Source organism: Chroococcidiopsis sp. CCALA 051 (assembly GCF_003015105.1).
Taxonomy (GTDB): Bacteria; Cyanobacteriota; Cyanobacteriia; order Cyanobacteriales; family Chroococcidiopsidaceae; genus Chroococcidiopsis; species Chroococcidiopsis thermalis.
This window is the reverse complement of sequence record NZ_PYCI01000041.1, coordinates 13,170-34,094: the sequence shown is the minus strand read 5'-3', so window position 1 is coordinate 34,094 and position 20,925 is coordinate 13,170. Positions and strand designations below refer to the sequence as shown.

General features: G+C 44.8%; 23 protein-coding genes. 6 read left to right on the top strand and 17 right to left on the bottom strand.

The features are described 5' to 3' along the window. Positions 1-83: 83 nt before the first annotated feature. Entirely contained in the window at positions 84-413 is a 330-nt protein-coding gene (locus C7Y66_RS12395; protein ID WP_015156313.1) for an STAS domain-containing protein, read from the bottom strand. A 959-nt stretch (positions 414-1,372) separates the two neighbouring features. After that, a complete protein-coding gene (locus C7Y66_RS12390) occupies positions 1,373-1,735 on the bottom strand; it encodes a hypothetical protein (RefSeq protein ID WP_015156314.1) in 363 nt (120 codons plus the stop codon). Between the two features lie 135 nt (positions 1,736-1,870). On the opposite strand from C7Y66_RS12390, the gene clpS reads away from it, so the two are divergent. Continuing rightward, on the top strand, positions 1,871-2,152 hold the full coding sequence (gene clpS, locus C7Y66_RS12385; RefSeq protein ID WP_015156315.1) for an ATP-dependent Clp protease adapter ClpS: 282 nt from the start codon (positions 1,871-1,873) through the stop codon (positions 2,150-2,152). 127 nt (positions 2,153-2,279) lie between these two features. Then, on the top strand, positions 2,280-3,065 hold the full coding sequence (locus C7Y66_RS12380) for a CPBP family intramembrane glutamic endopeptidase (protein WP_233222651.1): 786 nt from the start codon (positions 2,280-2,282) through the stop codon (positions 3,063-3,065). Positions 3,066-3,127: 62 nt separating this feature from the next. On the opposite strand, the gene C7Y66_RS12375 is transcribed toward C7Y66_RS12380, so the two are convergent. From C7Y66_RS12375 to C7Y66_RS12350, 7 genes are all read right to left on the bottom strand, one after another. After that, on the bottom strand, positions 3,128-3,328 hold the full coding sequence (locus tag C7Y66_RS12375) for a hypothetical protein (protein ID WP_106545803.1): 201 nt from the start codon (positions 3,326-3,328) through the stop codon (positions 3,128-3,130). A 147-nt stretch (positions 3,329-3,475) separates the two neighbouring features. After that, entirely contained in the window at positions 3,476-4,495 is a 1,020-nt protein-coding gene (locus C7Y66_RS12370) for a glycosyltransferase family 2 protein (RefSeq protein WP_106545802.1), read from the bottom strand. 45 nt (positions 4,496-4,540) lie between these two features. After that, positions 4,541-5,827 carry a DegT/DnrJ/EryC1/StrS aminotransferase family protein gene (locus C7Y66_RS12365; protein ID WP_106545801.1) on the bottom strand — a complete coding sequence of 429 codons (1,287 nt, stop codon included), beginning with the start codon at positions 5,825-5,827 and terminating at the stop codon, positions 4,541-4,543. A 41-nt stretch (positions 5,828-5,868) separates the two neighbouring features. After that, positions 5,869-5,991, bottom strand: coding sequence for a hypothetical protein (locus tag C7Y66_RS32925; protein ID WP_255409975.1), 123 nt, complete (start codon positions 5,989-5,991; stop codon positions 5,869-5,871). Positions 5,992-6,195: 204 nt separating this feature from the next. Then, a complete protein-coding gene (locus tag C7Y66_RS12360) occupies positions 6,196-6,834 on the bottom strand; it encodes a pentapeptide repeat-containing protein (protein ID WP_106545800.1) in 639 nt (212 codons plus the stop codon). Between the two features lie 45 nt (positions 6,835-6,879). Further along, positions 6,880-8,223, bottom strand: coding sequence for a DICT sensory domain-containing protein (locus C7Y66_RS12355; RefSeq protein ID WP_106545799.1), 1,344 nt, complete (start codon positions 8,221-8,223; stop codon positions 6,880-6,882). A gap of 89 nt (positions 8,224-8,312) precedes the next feature. Further along, on the bottom strand, positions 8,313-9,884 hold the full coding sequence (locus tag C7Y66_RS12350; protein ID WP_106545798.1) for a photosystem II high light acclimation radical SAM protein: 1,572 nt from the start codon (positions 9,882-9,884) through the stop codon (positions 8,313-8,315). A 585-nt stretch (positions 9,885-10,469) separates the two neighbouring features. Here C7Y66_RS12350 and C7Y66_RS12345 point away from each other — a divergent pair. After that, positions 10,470-10,835, top strand: a complete 366-nt coding sequence (locus C7Y66_RS12345) for a DUF1830 domain-containing protein (RefSeq protein WP_370143937.1) — start codon at positions 10,470-10,472, stop codon at positions 10,833-10,835. Positions 10,836-11,019: 184 nt separating this feature from the next. Further along, on the top strand, positions 11,020-11,457 hold the full coding sequence (locus C7Y66_RS12340; protein ID WP_106545796.1) for a DUF4079 domain-containing protein: 438 nt from the start codon (positions 11,020-11,022) through the stop codon (positions 11,455-11,457). A 50-nt stretch (positions 11,458-11,507) separates the two neighbouring features. On the opposite strand, the gene sir is transcribed toward C7Y66_RS12340, so the two are convergent. The 6 genes from sir to C7Y66_RS12310 form a co-directional block, all read right to left on the bottom strand. Continuing rightward, positions 11,508-13,487: a sulfite reductase, ferredoxin dependent gene (sir, locus tag C7Y66_RS12335; RefSeq protein WP_106545795.1), complete on the bottom strand. Its 1,980-nt coding sequence runs from the start codon at positions 13,485-13,487 to the stop codon at positions 11,508-11,510. Positions 13,488-13,717: 230 nt separating this feature from the next. Next, the gene (locus tag C7Y66_RS12330; RefSeq protein WP_106217323.1) at positions 13,718-14,266 is read right to left on the bottom strand and encodes an outer membrane beta-barrel protein; all 549 of its coding nucleotides are present in this window, start codon (positions 14,264-14,266) and stop codon (positions 13,718-13,720) included. A 455-nt stretch (positions 14,267-14,721) separates the two neighbouring features. After that, complete coding sequence (cutA, locus tag C7Y66_RS12325; RefSeq protein WP_106545794.1) at positions 14,722-15,042, bottom strand: divalent-cation tolerance protein CutA; 321 nt, start codon at positions 15,040-15,042, stop codon at positions 14,722-14,724. After that, the gene (locus tag C7Y66_RS12320; RefSeq protein ID WP_106545813.1) at positions 15,035-15,745 is read right to left on the bottom strand and encodes a hypothetical protein; all 711 of its coding nucleotides are present in this window, start codon (positions 15,743-15,745) and stop codon (positions 15,035-15,037) included. Before C7Y66_RS12320 ends, cutA begins: the two co-directional genes overlap by 8 nt. A gap of 207 nt (positions 15,746-15,952) precedes the next feature. Further along, the gene (locus C7Y66_RS12315; protein ID WP_106545793.1) at positions 15,953-16,900 is read right to left on the bottom strand and encodes a helix-turn-helix domain-containing protein; all 948 of its coding nucleotides are present in this window, start codon (positions 16,898-16,900) and stop codon (positions 15,953-15,955) included. A gap of 71 nt (positions 16,901-16,971) precedes the next feature. Beyond that, on the bottom strand, positions 16,972-17,199 hold the full coding sequence (locus C7Y66_RS12310) for a hypothetical protein (RefSeq protein ID WP_106545792.1): 228 nt from the start codon (positions 17,197-17,199) through the stop codon (positions 16,972-16,974). Between C7Y66_RS12310 and coaD the strand changes: the two genes are divergently transcribed. Further along, a complete protein-coding gene (gene coaD, locus C7Y66_RS12305; protein WP_015156330.1) occupies positions 17,189-17,677 on the top strand; it encodes a pantetheine-phosphate adenylyltransferase in 489 nt (162 codons plus the stop codon). The genes C7Y66_RS12310 and coaD overlap by 11 nt on opposite strands. Then, entirely contained in the window at positions 17,650-18,300 is a 651-nt protein-coding gene (locus C7Y66_RS12300; RefSeq protein WP_106545791.1) for a hypothetical protein, read from the top strand. Before coaD ends, C7Y66_RS12300 begins: the two co-directional genes overlap by 28 nt. Before the next feature lie 65 nt (positions 18,301-18,365). Here C7Y66_RS12300 and C7Y66_RS12295 read toward each other — a convergent pair whose 3' ends face one another. Further along, entirely contained in the window at positions 18,366-19,439 is a 1,074-nt protein-coding gene (locus C7Y66_RS12295) for an AI-2E family transporter (RefSeq protein WP_015156332.1), read from the bottom strand. Then, entirely contained in the window at positions 19,424-20,887 is a 1,464-nt protein-coding gene (cysS, locus tag C7Y66_RS12290; RefSeq protein ID WP_106545790.1) for a cysteine--tRNA ligase, read from the bottom strand. Before cysS ends, C7Y66_RS12295 begins: the two co-directional genes overlap by 16 nt. Between the last annotated feature and the right edge of the window lie 38 nt (positions 20,888-20,925).

The window sequence follows — 20,925 nt, the reverse complement described above, 5'->3', positions numbered from 1 at the left end:
TCTGGAAGAACAGTACCTGCTGCTGCGAAACATCAGACAGTCATATATCAAATAGTCATAAATTGCTCGCACCTAGCTTCCCGCTAAGCTGCTGTAACCTCTATAGGTGTATCTAAAATTTCAAATACGCTATCTAGTTGAGTCAACTCAAAGATAATCCGAATTGAAGGTGCAACAGAGCAAAGGTGGAAACTTTTTCCGAGCGATTGTGCCACTCTCAAGCCATGAACTAATACCATCAAACCGGCACTATCCATCGACTCTACTTGTTCTAGGTTGACGACCACACAGTCGTGTGTTGCCTGTGTAACTTCTGCGGTCAGGTATTGCTGAAAGTCAGCGGCATTCGCTGCATTAAAGTGACCGTTAGGGCGAATTACTGTAGCTCTAGGAGCAGTCATTGTTTGCATCATTAACGCTTCCGTGCAAATTGGTGAAATCGAATGGGGTTAAATTGAATAGGATGAAATCGAAATTTAATGAAATCAAATGGGTCTATGATATGAAGTATTTTTCCTTTTGTCTTGCTTTTTCTATTTAGCTCTTTAGTTACTTAAATCTTAAATATTTATTAAATCATTCATTGTGATTCCAAGCTACCAGCGTTTATTCTAAAAAAAAAGTATTTAACTATACCAACGAGAACATCTTCATCAATTATTTACATAGTACTCGATTGATTCAAATTAGCGATTGAAATTCGTACCAACAGAATACCACTCAGCGGAATCATCCTACCGATCGACCAATTTCACGTGCAAAACAATCTTTTGCCAAGCGATCTCGTGCAGTAGGACTAACTTTTGCTGACTTTTTATTGAGGTCAATCTCTCGTACATAGCCAGGTTAAATGATTTCTAGATTCTACGCTACTGGCATGATACATCAACATCTACCAGATGGTAGAAACCGAGAAGAGCAAGCAGTTTGACTTGATTTTTCTAGTTTGTGTGACTGAGTATACAGTTGAGTCTAACTCACTAGATAGATAGCTTGAGATCCATAACGGTCAATTGTCAGTAGATACTAGTCTGAAGGTTAAATCCCCGCGACCGAAAAACAAGACAATTTGTTCCTCAAATACATATTAATTTTTGATAATTTCGATCCTGAAGCATCAGAATTCTGAATGTTATTAACCGTAAAGATCGCATTCTGATAATTCGATCTGATTTGCAAAAGACTTATGCAACAGCCGATCGCCAATTCTAAGCCATGAGAAATTAACGATAACAACCAAGTTCCCATCAATCGTTAGAAATTACTATAGATTGCATCAGAAATTCAAATGGAAATATCAGAAGTTTTTGAGCAGCAGGCAACGAGTGGCAACCAGCGATCGGTTTCCAACAACCAATAACTAACAACCTCTTCACTTCTCGTCAAGCAGCAAAGCCTGTTGAATGAATTGATGCAATCGTTTGAAGGCAACCGGATCGTGCTCTAATGGCGGTTCCCAAGCTGACAGTTGCATCAGCAACGGTATGACCTCAGTATCAATTGCCGGACGGAATAAAGAGGGAGGACAGAGAAGATCGGCTCCAGAACGGAGGTCGAGTAGTGTTGGTGAGATCGATAGCTGCTCATCGTCAAAAAATTCCACGAGTAGTAAAGGTCGAAACCACCCAATTTGGCGCGATTCCACTACTTGAATGACTTCAGCATATAGGTGAGTAGCTTGATGGGTTGTACAAACGATTTGTCGCGGTTGAAAGTCACATAAAGAGTTCGTCACAGCTCGCCTCCAGTTCTTCAGTCATGTGCGATCGCTACGGTCGTTGGATTTCGATGCTATAAATATTTAATAAGTTAATCAGTTTCAATCGAGATTTAAACCAAAAGTCGTTAGTCAGAACAAGAGGAGTAAGCAGTGTCCGTCGAAACCCTGGAGCAGCGTTCAACAGTTCGTAAACTCGCACCTCGGTATCGCGTGTTGCTTCATAATGATGACTTTAATCCTATGGAGCATGTGGTGCAGGTATTGATGCAGACTGTACCCAGCCTCACCCAGCCACAAGCAGTAGATATTATGATGGAAGCCCATACAAATGGCATCGCTTTAGTCATTACCTGCGCTCAAGAACACGCTGAGTTTTACTGTGAAACCCTCAAAAATCATGGTTTGACCAGTACGATTGAGCCAGATGAGTAAATAGGAAGTCATAAGTAGTAAGTCGTAAGTGTAGAATCTCTCACCACTTACTACTCCCCACTCACTACTCACTACTTGCTAATTGTTAAAATTCAATTTTGCCAGAATAGCCCTCTACCCAGCTCCCTTGAGGCTGGTCATTTTTATCTTAGTACTGCTGCTACTATGGTTGCCTGTAGCTGCACCGATTCATTGGTGGGTGGATGACAAAAACTTAGTGAATATTCTCACCTTGCCGTTCCTATATGGGATATTTATTATCCTGTTGCGGCTGTGGGGAAAGTCTATCTATCGTCAGCCACACGTGTTACAAGAATATGGTTTGGTTACAACTAGGCAGAATAGGCAAGAGCTACTGATAGGTTTGGGGCTTGGGGTCGCTAGTGTTTTGAGTTTATTTTTGCTAAAAGGATGGTTGGGTTTGCTATGGTGGCGACAACCCTCTATTTTTTTATGGCGATTTGTCGTTGAAGGGTTAATCGTTGCTCTAGCTTATGGTTTTGCGGAAGAGTTACTTTTCCGGGGATGGCTGTTAGATGAGTTACAGCGAGATTACCATCCTCGGACAGCACTCTGGGCGAATGCTTGCATATTTGCCGCACTGCACTTTATTAAACCACTAGCAGAAATTCGTCGAACCCTGCTGCAATTTCCAGCTTTGGTGTTGTTAGGCTTAACTCTTGTATGGGCAAGACGCTGTGGCAAAGGTCGTTTGGGTTTACCAATTGGTCTTCATGCTGGGTTAATTTGGGGTTATTACGCAATTAATGTCGGGCAAATGGTGCAATATAACGATCGCGTCCCAGAATGGTTAACTGGTATCGATCGCAATCCTCTCGCTGGTGGAATGGGAATGTTATTTTTAGGCGCGATCGCTTTGGGCATGAGAAGATTTAGCCACAAGTCGCGTTAATCGTTCTTCTCGTAGGCGCGAGCGCTTTTATATCTCTCGATCGAGCCCCAAGTTGTCTGGCATCAATCACGGCTTTTCTTTTGCTCGACTCGTTGTCTTTTTTCTAATAAACGTTGCTGAATTTCTTGACTAGCAAACAAGTTATTCACTTCGCGAAAAACTCGTTCGACGCGCTCATCATGTGTTGGTAAATTAAAGCAAGTTTGTAAATGTTGCTTTTGACTAGTCAGGATTCGAGGTTGTGGCGAGAATTCTGGAAACATAGGACGGTTCTGTATTTCTGTTTGAATACAGCATAAAGATTACACCCAATCACAACATTGCCACTACCTCCATAAGAATAAGAGTTTCTCTATCTAAAGAGTAGTTAGAGATAGTGGAATTCCGACTTACAACTTACAAGCAAGCGCTTAATTCTGAATTCTTATCCTAGTCCTTACTTTTTGGAAAATTGTTGTTGGCTGTCCGACTATGACCTCAAAATGAGCGCGCAAGCGGCGGGGAATGAGTAACAATAGGTAAGCCGCAATAAGTGTCATCACAGTTTGGCGTGGTGATTCTAGAACGATCCGCCAATAGGAAGCTATGGCTTGATGCATCAATTGAATCGCGATCGCGTCGGATTTCCAGCGAATCGCACTCCGAGCTAGATAGCGTAAGTGATACGCTCTCATCACCGCCTCCCAATTCCTATCTAGTTGGGTTGCGTAAGTATGAAATTTGGCAATTAATTGTTCTCCTGCTGCCAATTGTCGATCTAATTGAGCTGAGAGTCCGCTAGAGTGAACGCGATATAAAGTTAAAGCTTCGGGAATTCCTTCAATTTGCCATTTGGTTTGCAATAAGATTCGCAACCACAGATCGACATCGCCGCCAGAATAACGAAATTGTTCGTCAAAGTAGCAGTCTAATGAATATTGGCGAGGTGAAAATGCGATCGCGGCAAAGACTTCCCGTCTGACGACAGCAGCCGAACCGTTGCCTACAGGATTACACCGCATTAGATATGAGGGGGTAATTCCCTTAAGTTTCGGTGTTTGATACGAGCCTAAAAATTTACCTGCTTCGTCGATAAAAGCAGAACGGCTGAAACTAACTCCAACTTCTGTAGAATTAGCGAGATGATTGACGTGATGCTCTAATTTATCCCGTTGCCACAAGTCATCACCATCAATAAATGCTAAATAATCTCCTTTTGCTTGCCGAATACCTGCGTTTCTCGCTCCTGGCAAGCCGCGATTTTGTTGGCGAATAATTCTAATTCTTGGGTCGTTAAATTGCTGACAAATTTCTATACTTTTATCTGGAGAACCATCGTCAACCAGCAACACTTCAATATATTTATATGTCTGAGTCAACACGGATTCTAGTGTCGCAGCGATATATTTTTCGCTATCGTAAATTAAAACAATGACTGAAACTAGTTTCATTCATCCAGCAATCCTAGATTGGGTTGGTTGACAGCAAACGCTCCGCTACACTGCGCGAAGATGGTTAACAGTTGACAGTTGTTGGTTGAACGCTACTATGTGTCTTCCTTGTCCCTCGCTTGTGCCTCTCTTCTCACCCCTCATAGTGTCATGAGTCTGACTTGATGCTAGAACTTTTCTCACTGCTTGAATGACATCTAATTCATCTTGGCGAGTCAACTTTGCAGAAAGCGGCAGACTTACTGTCTGCCGCCCAATTCGCATTGCTTGAGGATAATCTTCTGGTTGCCAACCAAATCTTTGCTGATAGTAATCGTATTCTGGAATACTGAGATAGTGTACGCCCACGCCAATGTTTTCTGCTGTCATCGCATTGAGAAAAGTGTCGCGATCGCATCCAGTTTTCTGCTCGTCAATAAGTACCGGATAAAGATGATAGGCATGGCGAGTATGGGGTTCTGGTTTTGCTGGAAGTACCAAGGGGAGATCGGCAAAAGCGCAATTGTAGTGCTGCCAAATCTCTTGACGGCGCTGCCAGCGAGATTCTACTTGCTTCAGTTGATGGATGCCAAGGGCAGCTTGTAGATCCATCATGTTGTATTTAAATCCGCTTTCCAAAACTTGATAGTGTTTGTATCCTTCTTCGCCAAACCGCTTCCAAGCATCTTTACTAATGCCATGCAAGCTCAGCGCTCTGATTCGGGTGGCATCTTCGGAGTTACGCGCTAAAATCATGCCGCCTTCGCCCGTACAAATATTTTTGGTGGCATAAAAACTAAAACAGCCAAAATCGCCAAAAGTGCCTGTTTTTTTACCTTTATATTCTGTTTCAATCGCGTGGGCGCAATCCTCAATTATCTTCAAGCCGTAGCGCAAAGCAAGATTACATAAAGCATCCATATCACAGGGTCTACCTGCAAAGTGAACGGGTAGGATCGCCTTTGTTCTAGGGGTAATTTTTGCTTGAACTTGGACAGGATCGATATTCATCGTGACGGGATCGACATCTGCTAGCACGGGTGTCGCGCCCACATGAGTAATGGCGTTGATCGTGGCGCAAAACGTCAGGGGACTGGTAATGACTTCATCTCCTGGTTGTAAGGAAGCCGCGAGTAGGCTCAAGTGTAGTGCTGCGCCACAGGAATTCACGGCGATCGCATTATCTGCTCCTTTATATACCCCAAAATCTCGCTCAAACTGAGCTACCTTAGGTCCTGTTCCCAACCAGCCACTTTTGAGCGTTGCGATCGCTTCTTCTATTTCTGCTGCTTCAATAACAGGCGCGCCAAATACCAGAAACTCTTCTTGAGAACGAATAGGACTGTTTGTCATTCAATTTCTTCCATTTCCCAGATGAAATATGTTACTGATTCCTACAAACAAACGAATAAATCCTGCACGCATTGGCGATCGCTTTCTGTATCGACTCCTACTAAATAGGAGTCGTTTTGTTCGGGAACTTGTTCGGGAAATACTGCAATTCTGAATTGAATCAAATCCAGTCGGGCGATCGCTCATCCGAAAACGGCTGCTCGCCATTTCTATTTATTTTTTAAAAATATAAATCTATACTAGCAGCCATGCCAAGGCTACAGTACTAACACTGAAAAAGTCAATGCTTAATTGGTAAATAGTAATAGTTAGGTATCGGTTACTATTAGCTAGTCATCGATCGCTGGTCACTGATTACTGATAACTGGTTACTGTTTCACCACGGTTCCTAACAAGCAAGCACCAGCCAAATTAACTCCTACAAGATTAGTTCCTTCCAACTCCGCACACAGAAGATTAGCACCTGAAAGGTTAGCACCCGCCAAATTTGCTCCCCGCAAGTCCGCTTCTTCTAAATTAGCTTCATTTAACAAAGCGCCCTGTAAATCTGCCTGAGTGAGATTGGCTCCTTGTAAATTTGCATTAGAAAGATTGACACCCCGTAAGTCTGCACCCCTGAGATCTGCGCCTTGTAAGTTAGCACTCATCAGGTTTGCCCCACTCAAAAATGCTCCGGCGATCGCGCTTTGGGATAATTTCGCGCCCATCAAATTTGCGCCTCGGAGGTTACTGCCTCGCAGATCGGCACTTGTCATGTCAGCCTGCATCAAATTGGCTCCCAAAAAGTTAGCGCGTAAATCTGCACCGTACAGCTTGCTACCGAGAAGGTTAGCGCCTTCCAGACGCGATCGTTCTAACTTGGAGCCAGAAAAATCGGCTCCGACTAAATTAGCCCCCGCCAAATTCATTTCCGCCAGATTTAACCCTGCTAGATCTTCATCTTCTAAATTGGCTCCTGGTAATTGCTTAACTTTTCCTTCTCTAATTGCTGCAATCGAATCAATCATATTCAGTTATCAGTTATCAGTGAACGGAGAACGGCGGTGAGAAGTTTATTTAATTCCGAATTCCGAATTCCGAATTCCGAATTCCGAATTCTCTTCAATCAACCACATGCTGCTACTAATTTTTGTGGGGGAGACGGGTAAGGTTAAACCCTGTTGCATCCCGCGCACGAGTAATTCTAGGGTATCTACAAGTTTTGGTTCCCAAGCTTTGCCCTGTTCTTGCTGACATTGAGCGAAAGCAGTTGATAAAGCTTCCTCTCTGGTATGGGATTGGGATAGATGGGTAAAACGCTGCTGAAAATCTGTCACTAAGCCTAAAATTCGCGACTCTAACGGGATTGTCTCCCCAATTAAACCAGCTGGCTCTCCGCTACCATCCCAATGTTCTGAGAAATGGTTGATAATTTGAGCGATCGCGCTCAGGCGAGGCATGGTACGCAAAACTTGGGCGGCTGGGATGAGGGGACAACTGGGGGCTTCGCCATATTGCACGTTGACCGAATGGGGGGCGATGCGATGGAGTAGACTGGCTAGGCGCAGGCGCTTGACCTGCCAAGCAGGGAGATTGAGTAATTGCCCCATAATTTCGGCGATCGCGGCGACTTCTGCGGCGGCGAGGGGGTTGCCCGTATCGGCAAGATCGATCAGTTGTCCTAAGCGGAGGAAGGCTTGTAATTCGTTGGAAACTAAATTGCTATCTAATATCTGGTGATGTTCTATCTGCTTGATGCTATATTCGCTGGTTTGGAGGTAATCGACCACGCGAGAAACGATTGTATTCAAATCGTCCGGTTCTGCTTGGGAAGTCTCTTGAGCGATCGCCTGGACGTGAGATTTGAGCTGTTGGGCAAGTTCAGGGTTGTAACTATTAATGTGGGCGATCGCCAGTTCGACGGTTTTCTCTACCCTGGCTGGCTCAAACGTCCAAAATCCGTAAAATTTACGCTCCAGATCGGCTGTTGGTATACCTCCGACTCCGTAATCTGCTTCGGATAACTCTTGACAAAGTACCATTGCCGTGTAGCTAGGCGCAAGAATTATCAAATGCCATTCTTGCGCCACTGGGTCTTCAGGATTCAACGCTACTAAGTCTACATTTGGTAATTTGCTGGTAGGATGGTCGGCAAAGCCCGTATCTGGAGCTGCCATAATCGCCACATGGCGGGATTTTTGGGCTAAATCGTGGTATCGTTCTGCTTCTTGCAAATACCATTTACCCCGTTGAAAAGCCGTAATGACTAACGGTTGGCTACCAGAGACCAAAATGCAGTCTTCTAGGGCATGACACAGGGCGACCAAGGTGTTTTTATAGTAGACACCCAGGTTAAGGGGTCGATTCGTGTTTTCGAGTGCTGATTTGAGCTGTTGTAAGATGGAGCCTTTTAGCATGATTGGTCATTGGTCATTGGTCATTGGTCATCGGTCATTTGTCATTGGTAAAAGGTAATTTTGACTTCTAACTTTTGACTTTTGACTTTTTACGCTGTTACAAGTTGCTTTTTGTCAGTGGTTGTAATAGGAGCGGAAAGGGCTTCTTCGAGGGGGGCGCAGCCGAGGCGTTCCTCTAAGATTTTCATCACTTCCCGTCCGAAGTCGTTGGGATTTTGTCGCCATGCTTGTAGGCAAACTTCACCAAAGAAGGAACCGAGGGGTTCGGGGTTCCATAATAATTTTTGCACCGTCCAAGGTTTGAGATTCATCGGATCGTAGTCTGGTTTGAGTACGCCATTTTTAAAGGCGTATTCTTCTAAGTGGGTATGGGGTTGGAGTCCGATGAAGAAAATTGCTGGTTCCACTTTATCAGCACCGAAGATCCGTTCGAGTTCGCGGTGGTAGGCGATCGTTTGGCGAATGGTTTCGGGGCGTTCGTCAATGACGTTGAAGGAGTAATTGACGGAGACGAGATCGTTAAAACCTGCTGCTTTTAAGTCACGGCAGTTTTCCAACACCGTGCGCAGGTTATAGCCCATCCGCATTTTCCGTACGAGTTCCTGAGAACCGCTGGTAATGCCGATCTCGAAGTAATTCATCCCCGTTTTTACCATTAAGTCGCATAGTTCGGGGGTGAGGTTGTCGGCGCGGATGTATGCTGCCCAGTGGATATCAGTCATGCCTGAATCAACGATCTTTTGCAGCAATTCGATCGCATCATCGATGAATCTCCGGGCTGGGATAAACTGAGCATCGGTAAACCAGAAATTCCGAATGCCGCGATCGTATAGTTGTCGCATTTCGGCTACGACTTCATCGGCGGGGTTGATCCGTACCTGTTTGCCTTCTACTACGGTGTAAATGCAGTAGCAGCAATTGTGAGGACAGCCGCGCTTTGTTTGCACGCCGATATAAAAGTCGGAAGATTGCAGGTAATAGGAGAATTCCGCCCAAATCTTTTCAATATAGTCGTAGTTACAAGCAGATTTTTCTAGCGGTGTTGGCGCTTCGTGGATTAGGCGATCGCGTGGTTGAGTTTCGCCAACAACGTAGCAGCGTTCGTTGCTAAAATCTTCGTCTCGCAACAATTTTTCTAGCAGTGTTTCTCCTTCTCCGACAGAAACAACCGTTCCCTGGGGCAAATTATGCTGCAACTGCTCGTAAAATACACTAACTGCACCCCCACCAACTACGGCACGGGCATTTGGTTGGTGTTTCTGAGCGCGTTTTAACCCGCGTTTAATCAGTCCTTGATTGCGCCAGAGTTCCTTGTAATAGGAAACTGCCAATCGCAGCAATCCGGTTGCACCTCGAAATTTGACTAACGGATTGAAGGCGTAGAAAAACTCAAAGGAATGTTGCAAGGGATTACCACCCCTACCACCTACTGGGGCATAAATCTGAATATCTCGCCAAGAGAATACTAAAAGCGTCGGCTGAAATTCGTCGATACAAGTATCTAAGGCGGAATTAAAGTCGAGTGGTGGGACTGTCCCTAAGTCAAAAATTCGCTGTTCGATTTCGGGAAAAAGCTTGTGAACGTGATCTGCCAAGTAAACAACCCCAATCGGAAATATAGGGTTGCACGGAAGGCGAACGTAGAGAATACGGTTTTCCATCTCGATCGTTTGAGGTTAGAGTTTACCAAGGTTCGAGTAGCAGCGCTGCTGAGTGAAGCTGAGCCAACTCATGTCTAGATAGCTTCCAAGTTCGCCCTCACTCACGAGCCTAAGCGCCCCTATTAAAGAGATTTCTGAAAATAATTTTCATATAACTTTACGATAACATCGAGCTTGTCTTAGTGGTAGGTCGATCGGAGATAATGAGTTGTCGTAGCTAGAGGCGATCGCTGCCCGCTATAACGCGATCGCCTCTAGGATCGCTGGATTTGCGTTACCTCGGCACGATCCCTCAATTGCCGCTCGTGAATAAGTTGGTATTTTGCCCTAACGCATAAATCATTTACAGTCAACCAATTTTGTGCGGTAAAATGCAAAAATCAAATCAAAAATTTATCAGATAATTGGTTGCTAAATCGGAAAGCCAATAAGTTTAACTTCTACCAACTTCTATCTATAGATAGAGGCGACAACAAATTCGAGCTAAGTTATCAGTTGGTAGTAGGAGTTACAACACTCGGGGATCGCTAAGTGTTAGCTTATATGTGTAATCAAATAAAAGTGGCTTTCATGCCCTTAGCTGTTATGGCTCAAATATTAGATTCCCTACCACCCGAACAGTCCGACCGACTGCTTTGCTGCTATGTAAACGCAACTAGCAAGATTCAAATTGCTCGGATATCAAATATCCCTAACTGGTATTTTGAACGAGTTGTGTTTCCAGGTCAACGCCTTGTATTTGAAGCGCCACCTAAAGCAACACTAGAAATTCACACGGGCATGATGGCGAGTGCTATTTTGTCAGATCATATTCCTTGCGAACGCTTGTGCTTGTTAGAAGAAAGCAAAGCAGAAGCACAAATGGATCGTCCAGCAGCGCGATCGGTAGAACAAAAAGATAAACTAAGTCAAAGAAATTTTAAATCCCCTCTTTTAACGACTATTGATTAGATCATCGGTTTAACTAACATTGGAGTCGCTAACTTTAGCGGCTCTATTTTAATAAATGAAAAAATAGTGAATTGAAAAATAAACAAATTCTACCGAAAGGAAGAAAGTAAATCGCGCGATCGCTACATTTAGTAAGCTATTACTATGAATAGAATTGCTGCTATTGTATTGGGTCTAAAATAAATTGGATTTACCTTCTTTTTTGTGGTTGTGGAAAATAGCAGCCTGGTCGATGGGTCTGTCGCTACTAGCTTATCTGCTGTTGACCGTAACAGGCTGGCAGATGTTCCAGGCAAGAACAAATTTTCATCCCAGACCTAGTTGGCTGCATTTGCTGCACTATAGTATTGGTGGCAGCATGGTTTTGCTAGTGCTGCTGCTATTAGCAATTGGTGTTGTCGGTACGCTGGGTCATTTTGGTTCCCTGGGTCATTCCCAACACTTGACGGCAGGGCTAATCGTGGTAGCATTAACCCTAATATCGGCAGCTAGTGCAACTTTAATCAGTCCTAAGCGTCAGTGGGCGCGATCGCTCCACGTAGGCGCAAATGTAGTTTTATTCCTTGGTTTTCTCTGGGTGTCCCTCACGGGTTGGGTGGTGGTACAGAAGTATTTGCCATAGAAATTGTAGAGACGTTACATGTAACGTCTCTACACAAAATGTAGGTGCGATTATTGCCCTTGTAAGAAAGCTTCTATCGCCTCATTCACAAGTTGAGTCATCGGTTTACCTTGACTCTCAGCAGTAGCTTTTAGCTTTGCGTAGACTGGTTCGCGTAAAGTGATACGACGACGGGCTTTTGCCGCAGTTGCTGCATTAGCAGCTGCTTCCTGTTCGCCATTGCCATCATCTTGCAGGGCGATTTCTGGTTCCAGTGCGCCTTGAAACTCGTATTTGGAGGTAAACTCTCGTAAAGAGTCAAAGCCAATGCGATCGCAAAAATCGCCAAAGCTTTCATTAGGTTGCCGCGATTGTTTGAAGTAAACCAGCAATGGTTCTAATTCTGCCTCCAGGTTATCGAGAGGCAACTTCTCTATATACACTTGCGCCAGCCTCGTTTGGTTAGCATCTGCACCTAACCATAGTTGATACGTGCTAGGACCATTGCCGACAAACCCTAGTTCTGCCATGTAGGGTCTAGCACAACCGTTAGGACAACCCGTCATCCGCACGACGAAATGTTCTTGACTCAAGCCCAAGCGATTTAATAACACTTCAATTCGCTGGAGGACGCTTGGCATGATCCGTTCCGATTCAGTTGTTGCTAAGCCACATGTAGGCAAAGCCGGACAAGCCATAGAGTATCTAACTAACTGGCTGATGGCGTTGGGGTCAGGTTCTACACCGTGAGTTACGAGTAGATTTGCGATCGCCTGCTTTTGATCTGGGGCGATATCGCACAAAATAACATTATGGTGGGGTGTCAGTCGCATTGATAAGTTGTACTGCTGCACGATTTCCCGTAAAGCAGTCCTTAACCGAAACGAACCTTCATCCTTGATTCGACCGTTTTCGACCGAAATCCCCAAAAATAACTTCCCATCACCCTGTTCGTGCCAGCCGAGGAAATCTTCATATTTCCATTCTGGGAGAGGCTTGGAAGCTTCCAAAGGCTTGCCCAAATACTTTTCTACCATCGACCGGAATTTATCGACACCCCAGTCGTGTATCAGATATTTTAAGCGGGCGTGGCGGCGGTCGGTGCGATCGCCGTAATCGCGCTGAGTAGCTACAATTGCTTTGATAGCATCGTATACATCGGCTTTGGCTATATAACCAATTGGGTCGGCTAGTCGGGCAAAAGTTTCTTCCTTACCGTGCGTCCGTCCTAAGCCACCACCAGCATAGATGTTAAATCCTTCTACTTCTTGCTTGTCATTGGTTATGACTACCAAAGTTAAATCTTGAGAAAACAAATCTACGGAGTTATCACCAGGTACGGTGACGCTGCACTTAAACTTACGGGGCATATAGTGCGTGCCGTAGAGTGGTTCTTCGCTATCGTGAAACACCGTTCCCGTACCATTTTTCTGCCGTGCAGCTACAACTTCAGGGTTTTCTTCCGCACTAATGGCTTTTTCTCCATCTAGCCAGATTTCATAGTATGCCCCAGTTTGTGGTGAGAGCAACTGAGCGACATACTCGGAATATTGCCAAGCATGTTGGTATTCTGGCTTATTTTTAAACGGAGCCGGAGGAGCCATGACGTTACGATTAATGTCACCACAGGCTCCCAGCGTCGAACCCATACTTTTAATTATGGCTGCGATCGCGCTTTTGAGATTTCGCTTCAAAATGCCATGCATCTGAAAGCCTTGCCGCGTGGTGACGCGCAAAGTTTGATTGCCGTATTCTTCAGCCAGCTTGTCCAGAGTCAAATACAATTGAGCTGGTACGAACCCACCTGGGTTTTTTGTCCGTACCATAAATTGGTAGTCTTTCTCCTGACCTTTAATCCGGTTGTCGCGGTTATCTTGCTGATAAGAACCGTGAAACTTAAGAATCTGGATCGCTTCTTCGGTAAAATGAGTTGTATCTTGCAGAATTTCGGTCGCGACTGGTTCCCGCAAAAAATTGCTGCGTTCCTTAATCCCTTCAACTTTGGAAGGCTTGCGAGTTACGGGGGTGGGAGGAGTAGAAGATTTAACCATTAGAGTTGGATGCTGAGTTCACAAAAATATTTCACCGCCGCTCCGGTAAATTTTGATAACACCCCTACGGCTGTTTAATCTCCGGTAATTCCGTCGATTTTGTGATGAATAGATTAACTCTATAGATCCTATCACGATCGAAAAGCTGGGGCTGACTCCATTTATAAGAGTAAACAATCCCAGCTTTGACTTTGTAGGGGCGCACCACTGTGCGCCCCTACCTCAACTCATTAGTTAAAGCGGTAAGCCGCACCAGCTTGAATGCTGACAGCATCGGAATCGCTGTCTCTGTAGGAATCAATCCCCCACTTGGCATCACCGTAAACAACCACGTTGCTACCAACTTCAGATTCAGCACCAGCAGTTAGCACGATAGCATCTTTGTTACCTAGAGGCGAAGATTGACCTTCTTCAGTATTGAAGGAGTAACCGCCACCAAGGTAAAGGTTGGTGTTAGGAGCAACTGGAACATCATATGTTACCAACGGCATCAATGCGGTTGAATCGCCACCAAATAAGATTGCACCTCTGGCAGAAATAGGCGCGTTTGGAATCGCGAATCGTCCTTGAACGTTGCCACCAACTTTAGAATCATCATCGTATATGGGGCTATCACCATCGGTAACGCCTACGGAAATACCACCACCGAGATAGTTCGCATCCGTACCATTTGTGGTAAAAGTTTGAGCTGAGGCTTTTCCTACAGGAAGAAATGTAGGAATGATAGCCAATGCAGACACAGCAGAAAGAGCGAGGATAGACTTAATTGAGCGTTTCATAAGTAACTCTTGAGCCAACAAAAACTTGTGTATTGTGTGTCGTAAAGATGGCGTTTATGTATCAGACAATCAAATAACTTCTTTACCATTTATTACTGAGTTATTGGCTTGCCCGAAACCTTTGCCGTATCACCTTCACTACAACTAAGGTAGCGATCGCCAATCACAACTTGCAGTAGATGTAGACTGTTAATAAACTGTCATATTGTTTTTATAACAATTGTTCAAAATAAATTTTTTACGCTATAATACAGTCAAATAAGTATAGGCATGGGAACTTTTTGTCAAAGCTTTCGTCCCTGGTAGGGTACGTTATTTAACACACCCTACTATATAAATCCTAAAGCTCATCTCCAGGAATAATTAATTTGAGTATGTTGAAATAGCCAGATTCCTAAGGGGCGCACAGATGTGCGCCCCTACAAACATATTGCAGATGTATGGGCAACGCTACATTATTTAACAGAAGCAGAAATCCAGTCTAGATAAGATTGAGAACCTGCTAATATCGGAATGGCAATAATTTCAGGGACTTCGTAAGAGTGTAACTCGCGGATTTTAGCTTCTAAGTTAGAAAATTGAGCTAAATCTGTTTTAATTAATAATTGCCACTCTTGTTCTTTATTAATTTCTCCCTGCCACGTGTAAACCGATTGGATAGGGAGAATATTCACGCAAGCAGCTAGCTGAGATTCTACTAAAGAAGTGGCGATCGCCTCTGCTTCTTGTGGCGATCCGGCTGTGACCAAAACTAAACCGTAATTTGCTTTATTCATGATTCAGATCAAGATTAATTTTGGCGTAATTGCATTGCGATCGCAACGGACAAATTCCACAACTAGGATTTCTTGCCGTACAAACTCCCGCACCAAAATCTAATAATGTTAAATTCCACCGACTCACACTTGTTTTCGGAGCGACATATTCAGCCGCACTCCACAACAGCTTGCAACGAGACTTGACACGATTCCCCTGCAAACCAAAGAATCGCTCTAAAATTCGTGCCACATTAGTATCTAATATTGCTAGCGGCTGCGCAAAAGCATTGGCACAGATAGAGCGTGCCGTATATAATCCAATTCCAGGTAAAGAAAGCAACTGAGCCTCTGAGGCTGGAATTTTACCATCATATTGTTCGATAATTACTCGTACAGATTGATAAAGGCGATCGGCACGGAAATGCAAACCTAAAGGCTTTAGTAAAATCGCAATTTCTGCTACTGATGCCGTTGCCAAATATTCGAGGGTAGGATATCGAGTCAAAAAAGCTTCATAAATAGGAGCAACTGTATTAGCACCAGTTTTTTGCAGCAGAAACTCAGCAATGAAAATAGCATAAGCATCTGTTGTAGTGCGCCAAGGAAATTCTCGCAGATTGAGAGTAGCCCAACTAGTTAACTGACGACGAAACCACTTAATTTTGTTTGCAGCCAGAAGCAATGTAAAATTTTCTTGAGATTGAGCGATCGCACTCGTCACAACACTAGATTCCTCTCTTTCAAGCCGAGCCACTTAAACTTCTGCCATCCTTCCAAAAGAGAAACAATATTTCGCAACCAGCAGCCAATCGAAAACTAAACTAGGATGCGAAAATCCAAAACTACACTTTGCGCCTCTGCGCCTTTGCGCGACATAATAATTAACCCCTGTAAGTAGAGACACGACACAGCGCGCCTCTACAAAAATCTAACTAGACGATAAAGAATAGACTCGTCCATCAAATAGTAGACGTGTGATGCCTTTAGATTGAAGTTGAGAACGAGTTTTTTGCAACATGCGACTGTCAGGAACTTTAATCACGCGATCGCGTTTGCTGGAAAATCGCCGCGCTACCCGATGGTTGTCAAATATCGGTAGAGTTTTTTGTTGGACTTCTTGCACGGGAATTTGTCCCAAATCGCCAAAATCCCTCAGCGGTCGCGTAATTAATTCTGCCATGCGATCGATCACGATATAACATGTTCTCGGCAGCATTGCTTCTGACAACGGTAACACCCTGACGAAGCTTTCGACGGGCAATCGCCTTCTAATAACTGGTGTTGTCTCTTCCTCGAAATCGTCGTCTTCGTCTAGATCTTCTAAATCTTCTAAATCTTCTAGATCGTCATCCTCATCATCTTCGTCTTCATCTTCATCGAGCAATTCTTCTCCCACCATAATTGCTGCAATCTGGCTAGCCTCTGCGCTTACCTCCTCGCGCACTTCTTCTTCTACAGGTAGGGAAGGGTTACTGAGTAACTCTAATTGTTCTGCAAGCGGTTCGATTTCTGCTCCAGTCTTCGCTGTCGAACGCCGTTTTTTCACAGGTTTAGGGGTAGGGGCTTCAACAACTGGTTCGGGTTCAGATATTGTTTTTAGTATCGGTGCTTCTAGGGTGGGTGAGGGTACTTCTACCACAGGGGGAGCGATCGCTGCTACCTCTTCTCTCTCTGCTCCCCCAGGGGTCCGAGCCGCCCGTTTAGCTGCAATGAGCGTTTCATACTCATCTTCTGGCAAAGTCACTTTTAAGAAGCGACTAATCGTAGAGTTGCTCACTCCATAGCGATCTGCTAGCGTTGATGTTGTCTCTCCTGTATTGCGATACAAATCCAAAATTTCTGTTCTGTCAGCTTCCGTTAATTTTTTGACCGTCATACTCCAGTTTCCCCTCAGCCCGCTTCTCAACGCCAGAATTGGCGATTGCGGCTCGATATTCACTCTCGTCTCTACAGCACCAATGGCAAAAGTGGTTTTAGGTTAAGCCCGATCGAGCGCCCACCAATTCCAGCCAGAACACTGCTGCATTCAATTTTAGCGGTACTTTGTTTGTCATTGGTAATTGGTAATTGGTAATTGGTAGTTGCTCCCCTGCTCCCTATTCCCTGATAACTGATAACTGATAACTGATTTATAATTTTCCAGTAACTCTGAGGCTGTTGACTAGTGCTAGCCATTTATCCTGGTAGCTTCGATCCAATTACCTTGGGACATCTCGACATTATCGAACGCGGTTGTGAGCTATTCGATCGCTTAGTCGTTGCCGTGTTGCGCAATCCGAATAAAACACCTATGTTCACCGTGCAAGAACGGCTAGAACAAATTCGCCTCACCACTCGTCATTTACCTAATCTGGAAGTCGATAGTTTTGATGGTCTAACCGTCAATTACGCCCAAATGCGACAAGCTAAAGCTCTCATCCGTGGTTTACGAGCAATTTCAGACTTTGAAGCTGAATTACAGATGGCTCACATCAATAAAACGCTATCATCTGAAATTGAAACTGTTTTTTTGGCGACATCAAATGAGTACAGTTTTTTAAGTAGTAGTGTGGTGAAAGAGATCGCTAAATTTGGCGGTCCCATCGACCATCTAGTCCCACCGCACATTGCTCGGGATGTTTACCGATGCCAAGCCAAAACTCACCCAATCTAGAGCCTGAAGAGAATAGAGGCTTTCCGCCGCTAGCAGATGCTGCCGATCTAGGTAGCGGAGAAATTCAGCAGGAATTGGCTCGGCTAGAAGAAATAATTCTTTCTAGTCCCCATATTCCTCTGACGCGCAGAACACTAGTAGATGAGGAGCAGTTGCTAGATCGAATCGATCTGATTCGATCGCTCCTACCAACTGTGTTACAACAAGCACAAGCGATCGTCGCGCAAAGACAGAACATTCTCTTGCAGGCAGAACAAGAAGCCGATGAAATTATTCAGACGGCACAGACACAAGCAGCCCAGATTGTCGAGCGGACGACTATTGTACAACAAGCTGACCTCTCAGCTAGGCAACTCCAGCAGCAAGTTCAACAAGAGTGCTTATTAGCGCAAGAAGAAAATCTGCAACAAATCGATCGCCTGCGTCAAGAAGCAGAACGGCAAATCGAGCGGATGCGGCAAGAGGCAATTATGGAGGCAGAGGATATTCTACGCGGTGCGGATGATTATGCCGATGCTGTCCTTAATAGCTTGGAGCAGCAACTTACAGAAGCACTCCGCATCATCTACAACGGACGACGGCAGTTGCAACCAGATGAAACACAGCAGCGAAAATCCGCTTGAATCAGTTATCAGTTATCAGTTATCAGTTATCAGGGAGCAATTAATTCTGACTTACGACTTACGACTTACGACTTACCTATTGCTTTGCCTTCAGCTAATAATTTCGGTCGTAAATATAGGTTTTCTAATAGTACTGATGCTCCGGCAATCCAGGGTGGCACGATCACGGCTCCTAGAATACCAAGAACTTGAGTTCCCCCTAAAACCGCTAGTAGTTGATAGAGCGGATGGACTTGGACAGAGGAACCAACAAGTAGGGGATCGAGGACGTAGGTTTCTAGGTTCTGGACGACGATAAACAACAACAATACCCACAAAAACGTCCAGCCACCTTGGGAAATGGCGACAACTAAAGCCGGAATTACACCTAAGATGGGTCCGAGAAAAGGAATTAAATTGGTAAATCCAGCGATCGCTCCTAAAGCTAGGGCAAATTCTGATAAACCTAAAATACCCAAACCGATTGTAATGGCAACGGATAAAATTGCTGAAACCAAGACTCGACCTTGAATGTATCCTCCCATACGACGGGCAATCGGCTCGACTTGCTCGGCAAGGCGATCGTTCCACGGTTGGGGAAATAAATTGACTAAACCTGAAATTAAATTTTCCCTACCAGCAACCATATAGCCTGAAAGCAAGAACGCCAGAATTAAGTTAAATATTCCGCCTAAAATTCCGGTGGTGATGTCGTAGGAACTGACTAATAATTGTTGACCGGAGCGAATTATCCACCCCGTTAATGCTTGCAGGTCAAAAAACTGCTCGATTTCTGATTCAGTAATTCCCAATTTGAGCGCGAATTGTTCTACCAGTCCGACAAGATTGTCGATATAAAGCGGCAGTATTCTCACCAAAGTTTCAATCTGAGCGATCAGGGTAGGACCGACAAGTAAACCGACTCCAGTTAAGCCAGCCACTAAAGTGAGATACACGCCAATGACTGCCAGCCAACGAGGAAACCGCAATCTTTCTGCTATGTTGACAATAGGCGCGATCGCAGCTGCTAAAACAACAGCAATCATTAAAGTTACTAATAAGCCTCGGAGTTGCCACAACAAAATTGCCAAAAAGATAGTGGCAACGAGGAGCAGCAAGTTAGATACAGACAACAAAGGACGATTTAGTTGCGATGCCATCGCGTACCATCACGACTATCAATTACAGTGATTCCGCGAGCCTGTAGTTCGTCACGGATGCGGTCTGATTCGGCAAAATTTTTTGCTTTTCTAGCAGCTTGCCTTTGTTCGAGCATAGCTTCAATTTCTGGATCGCTTAAACCGTCATGAGTCGTAGTCTCAGCTTCTATGGTGGCGGTAAATCCTAAAACCTCAGCTAAAGTTACCAAAGTATGCCACTGGCGTTGTAATTCCTCCGGTGGAGTTTCTGTCTTGCCCTGATGTACCAATAGATTACCTTCCCGCGCCAATTCCTTTGCTAAGGGTTGCAACACAGCTAATCCATTCGGAAAGTTGAAATCGTCATTGACTGCCTCTTTAAACCTTTGTACTACTTCAGGGATGAAATTGTCTTCAATTCCGAATTCCGAATTCCGAATTCCGAATTCTAAATGTTTGCCATATTGATGTCCAAACAACAATCCCTCTCTGAGGGTATGCCAGCCATTGGTAGCCGCCGCGATCGCTTCGTCGGTAAAATCGATTGGTTTGCGGTAATGTGCTTGCAGGACGAATAACCTAACTGCCATCGGATCGGTGGGGCGATCGAGTAACTCGCGAATCGTGATAAAGTTACCCAGGGATTTAGACATTTTTTCCCCGTTAACCTTCACCATCCCGTTGTGCATCCAGTAGTGGGAGAGGGTTTTGCCCGTAACGGCTTCGCTTTGGGCAATTTCATTTTCGTGGTGAGGAAAAATTAAATCTGCTCCCCCTGCATGAATGTCGATCGTATCACCCAGGCGATCGCGTACCATTGCCGAACATTCAATGTGCCACCCAGGGCGACCCGCACCCCAAGGTGATTCCCACGCTGGTTCCCCTGGTTTAGCGGCTTTCCACAGAGCAAAATCAAATGGTTCTTGCTTTTTTCTTCCTTCTGGGTCTTCTGCGTCTACGCGCCCGCTAGCGCCTGCTTGCAAGTCTTCTAATTTGCGTCCCGACAACTTACCATATTCGGGAAACTGTTTGACAGCGTAGTAGACATCGCCGTCTGCGGGATAGGCATATCCTTTTTGTTCTAATTCAAAAATTAGCCGTTGAATGCCGTTCATCGTGTGCGTGGCGCGGGGATAGGCATCTGCTTCTTTGACATTCAGCCGCGTCATATCCTCAAAATATGCTTGGATATAGCGTTCGGCTACGGCTTCCATTGAGGAATTTTCTTGACGGGCGCGGTTGAGAATTTTATCGTCAATATCAGTAAAATTCTGAATGTACGTGACTTCGTACCCTAGAAATTGCAGGTAGCGCCGCACGACATCCCAGATAATACAAGCGCGTGCATGACCCAAATGGCAATAGTCGTATACTGTTACGCCACAGTAGTACATTTTGACTTTGCCTGGTTCGACAGTCTCAAATGGTTCTTGATGACGAGTGAGAGTGTTGTAGATTGTCAGGGTCATAACAGGGCAACTATGTTTTTAGCGATCGCGCTTTCTGC

Excerpts from the sequence above, each read along its gene's own strand:
- C7Y66_RS12345 (WP_370143937.1), top strand. The coding sequence starts at position 10,470 with ATGGCTCAAATATTAGATTCCCTACCACCCGAACAGTCCGACCGACTG.
- C7Y66_RS12330 (WP_106217323.1), bottom strand. The coding sequence starts at position 14,266 with ATGAAACGCTCAATTAAGTCTATCCTCGCTCTTTCTGCTGTGTCTGCA.
- cysS (WP_106545790.1), bottom strand. The coding sequence starts at position 20,887 with ATGACCCTGACAATCTACAACACTCTCACTCGTCATCAAGAACCATTT.
- sir (WP_106545795.1), bottom strand. The coding sequence starts at position 13,487 with ATGGTTAAATCTTCTACTCCTCCCACCCCCGTAACTCGCAAGCCTTCC.
- C7Y66_RS12350 (WP_106545798.1), bottom strand. The coding sequence starts at position 9,884 with ATGGAAAACCGTATTCTCTACGTTCGCCTTCCGTGCAACCCTATATTT.
- C7Y66_RS12365 (WP_106545801.1), bottom strand. The coding sequence starts at position 5,827 with ATGACAAACAGTCCTATTCGTTCTCAAGAAGAGTTTCTGGTATTTGGC.
- cutA (WP_106545794.1), bottom strand. The coding sequence starts at position 15,042 with ATGAATAAAGCAAATTACGGTTTAGTTTTGGTCACAGCCGGATCGCCA.
- C7Y66_RS12315 (WP_106545793.1), bottom strand. The coding sequence starts at position 16,900 with ATGACGGTCAAAAAATTAACGGAAGCTGACAGAACAGAAATTTTGGAT.
- C7Y66_RS12300 (WP_106545791.1), top strand. The coding sequence starts at position 17,650 with ATGCCAAGCCAAAACTCACCCAATCTAGAGCCTGAAGAGAATAGAGGC.
- C7Y66_RS12360 (WP_106545800.1), bottom strand. The coding sequence starts at position 6,834 with ATGATTGATTCGATTGCAGCAATTAGAGAAGGAAAAGTTAAGCAATTA.
- C7Y66_RS12375 (WP_106545803.1), bottom strand. The coding sequence starts at position 3,328 with ATGTTTCCAGAATTCTCGCCACAACCTCGAATCCTGACTAGTCAAAAG.
- C7Y66_RS12370 (WP_106545802.1), bottom strand. The coding sequence starts at position 4,495 with ATGAAACTAGTTTCAGTCATTGTTTTAATTTACGATAGCGAAAAATAT.
- C7Y66_RS12295 (WP_015156332.1), bottom strand. The coding sequence starts at position 19,439 with ATGGCATCGCAACTAAATCGTCCTTTGTTGTCTGTATCTAACTTGCTG.
- C7Y66_RS12355 (WP_106545799.1), bottom strand. The coding sequence starts at position 8,223 with ATGCTAAAAGGCTCCATCTTACAACAGCTCAAATCAGCACTCGAAAAC.
- C7Y66_RS12395 (WP_015156313.1), bottom strand. The coding sequence starts at position 413 with ATGATGCAAACAATGACTGCTCCTAGAGCTACAGTAATTCGCCCTAAC.
- C7Y66_RS12310 (WP_106545792.1), bottom strand. The coding sequence starts at position 17,199 with ATGGCTAGCACTAGTCAACAGCCTCAGAGTTACTGGAAAATTATAAAT.